This is a genomic window from Christensenella sp. (genome assembly GCF_034927525.1).
In the GTDB taxonomy this organism is placed as follows: domain Bacteria; phylum Bacillota; class Clostridia; order Christensenellales; family Christensenellaceae; genus Christensenella.
The window spans coordinates 1-2,537 of the sequence record NZ_JAYFPU010000015.1; the positions used below are offsets into that span (position 1 = coordinate 1).

Annotated in this window: 3 protein-coding genes; all 3 read right to left on the reverse strand. The window is 48.4% G+C overall.

The annotated features are described in order from the left end of the window. A partial coding sequence (locus VB081_RS00500; RefSeq protein ID WP_323398910.1) for a thiamine pyrophosphate-dependent enzyme occupies window positions 1-394 on the reverse strand: 394 nt, incomplete at its 3' end. A gap of 230 nt (window positions 395-624) precedes the next feature. After that, window positions 625-1,287 carry a ribulose-phosphate 3-epimerase gene (locus tag VB081_RS00505; protein ID WP_323398911.1) on the reverse strand — a complete coding sequence of 221 codons (663 nt, stop codon included), beginning with the start codon at window positions 1,285-1,287 and terminating at the stop codon, window positions 625-627. 27 nt (window positions 1,288-1,314) lie between these two features. Further along, the gene (locus VB081_RS00510) at window positions 1,315-2,316 is read right to left on the reverse strand and encodes a sugar-binding transcriptional regulator (protein ID WP_323398912.1); all 1,002 of its coding nucleotides are present in this window, start codon (window positions 2,314-2,316) and stop codon (window positions 1,315-1,317) included. Window positions 2,317-2,537 lie beyond the last annotated feature (221 nt).

Genomic DNA, 2,537 nt, shown 5'->3' on the forward strand with positions numbered 1-2,537 from the left:
TTTTGATTGCAAGCGCAACGCCTGTCGCCATAGGGATCGCAGGCCCGATCACGCCGTTCGCGCCAAAGTTTCCCACAGAGATATCGACGATGTGCATCGAACCGCCGAGCCCCTTACAGAAGCCATCTTTCTTGCCGAGCAGCTCGCACATCATACGCTTTACGTCCGCGCCCTTTGCGATACAGTGCGCATGTCCCCTATGGCAGCTCATGATGTAATCGTCCGGCTCAAGAGCGTTGATGCCGCCCGCTGCCGTCGCTTCCTCGCCAACCGCAAGGTGCGTCGTCCCGTGGATGAGACCCTTCATAAACATTTCGTTTACGCGCTCCTCAAACGTCCGGGAACTGAACATCTGATAATAGATTTTCCTCATTTGTTCTTTTGTTAATTCCATTTTTTCACCCGCTTATTTGATAAATTTGAGTTTCTTTTGCTTCGAATTTTTACTTTTGTAAAGTTTCTTTGCAAAAGTTATATTCCATGGTTTTATAATACTATTTCCCCTGCTTCCTGTCAATGCCATTTCCTTCATAATTGTAAAATTTATTACATTTTGTAAAGAAAGTTGTATAGTTTGGGGCAACAAAAAACAGCCGCTTTACTACGGCTGTTTCCCTTCATTTTTTATAAGCTTTTAAAATGCTGCATCCCCGCTTCGATCTCCGCGTCCGTCACCTTGTTGCTGGAAAAGACCGACGAACCGATGATCAGCACATCCGCGCCGCTCGCAAGCAGCTTCGGAGCTGTCTCCTGATTAACACTGCCGTCTATATAGATCGGAATATCCAGTCCCTGCTCCGCAAACATCTTCTTGGCTGCGCCGATCTTCGTATAGATCGACTCCTCCAGCTTTTGTCCGCCAAAGCCCGGCTCCACGCTCATCATGATCAGATAATCGAGGTGATGCGCAATATATTCGATACTTTCCACGCGCTCGGTCGGCTTTAAGCCCACGCCCACCTGTTTTCCCAAGCGTTTGATGCGGCTCACCGCCTGGATGGGGCAAGCACATCCGTCCATTTGTATCGTCATCATATCGGCGCCTGCCTCTGCAAACATATCGATATAATACTGCGGATCGTAAAGCTCAAAATGCACTTCGATCGGAATATCCACGACCTCTTTTAAATCCGCTATTGTCTTGGGGCCAAACGAAAAATTGGACGCATACCGTCCGTCGATAATATCCACATGCAGTTGATCTGCGCCACCGCGCTGTGCCGCTAAGACCGCCTGTCCCAAAAAAGCGTTATTACAAGTCAGTATTGTTGCTGCTATTTTATGCATCGTTTTTTCTCCATTCCTGTCAAAAATTTAGAACGGCTTATAGAGCCCGTGCTTTGCCGCATAGTCTTCCACCGCGAACGCTGTCGGCTCGTCCGTGATCAGCGTATCGAGGAAGCCGCCCATCAATGCCGAAACAATGGGCTTCACCTTATGCTCTCCCACTACGATACCGATTTTCAAGGGTATTTTCTTAAATGTATTGATGTTGATACCCACCACGCGGTCATTAAGCTCCGTATCGCCAATCTTTCCGCGGATATCGATGTGCTGTCCCAAAATATGGGCATACAGCCCTGCGTCGTAAAGCTCCTTTGACTGCTCCGGCGTCATAAAGTTCGCACGTACCATGGCATTGTATTCCGGATCGTTCGTGCCCAGTGTGACGAGCGCCACGTCGATCTTCTTTGTCATTTCCAACTGATCCTTGATACCGCCTTCCTCGATAAAGAGATCGCGCACCTGCCGCGTCGTTACCAGTAGCGGTGCGTTAAGGATGTAAGGCGTACCCCCGGCTTTTTCCGCAAAATCCAGCGTCAATTGAACGCCGTCCTTATAGGCCTCCTTGATGCGCGTTCCGCCCATCAATTGGATGATCTGCACATTGTTTAAAGCAGCCGGCGTGAATGCCTTTACCATTTTATAAACGCTCGACCCCCAGCCAATGCCCACGCTCATATTATCTGTTAAGACATTTTCCACATAACGCGCAGCAGCGATGCCCGCGTTCTCCGCACTCGCTTCACGGTCTTCCACCCGCGGCGTGATTACTACCGAGCTGATCCCAAAGCGGTTGATCCGCTTCTTCTTGATCTCAAACGAGCGCAGCGACGCCTCATGGATGCGTATCTCCACGATGCCAAGCTCCTTGCAGGATTTCAGGATACGCGAAATATTAGAACGCGACATATTGACCCTGTCAGCGATCTGCTGCTGCGACATATCTTCCACGTAATACAGCTTTGCGATCTGGATCATTTGCTCGTATTGGCTTGCTTTTTTTCCAATGCTTAAATCTATCCTCGAGTCCATAACAGCACACCTCTGCGTGTCCGGCATATCCGGACATAAATCTGTTTTTCTATCCTCATTATAACAAAGCCACTTTTACGGTGTCAATTGTTATTTGTTTTGAAAACTATTCACGTTTGCCATTTTTGTAAAAAATTCGCCTCAAAAAAGGCTGGAGTTTTCTTTCCAGCCTCTCGCGTTCCACTTTGTTGTCTCTGGATCATACATCGATCACAGCACGC

Excerpts from the sequence above, each read along its gene's own strand:
- VB081_RS00505 (WP_323398911.1), bottom strand. The coding sequence starts at position 1,287 with ATGCATAAAATAGCAGCAACAATACTGACTTGTAATAACGCTTTTTTG.
- VB081_RS00510 (WP_323398912.1), bottom strand. The coding sequence starts at position 2,316 with ATGGACTCGAGGATAGATTTAAGCATTGGAAAAAAAGCAAGCCAATAC.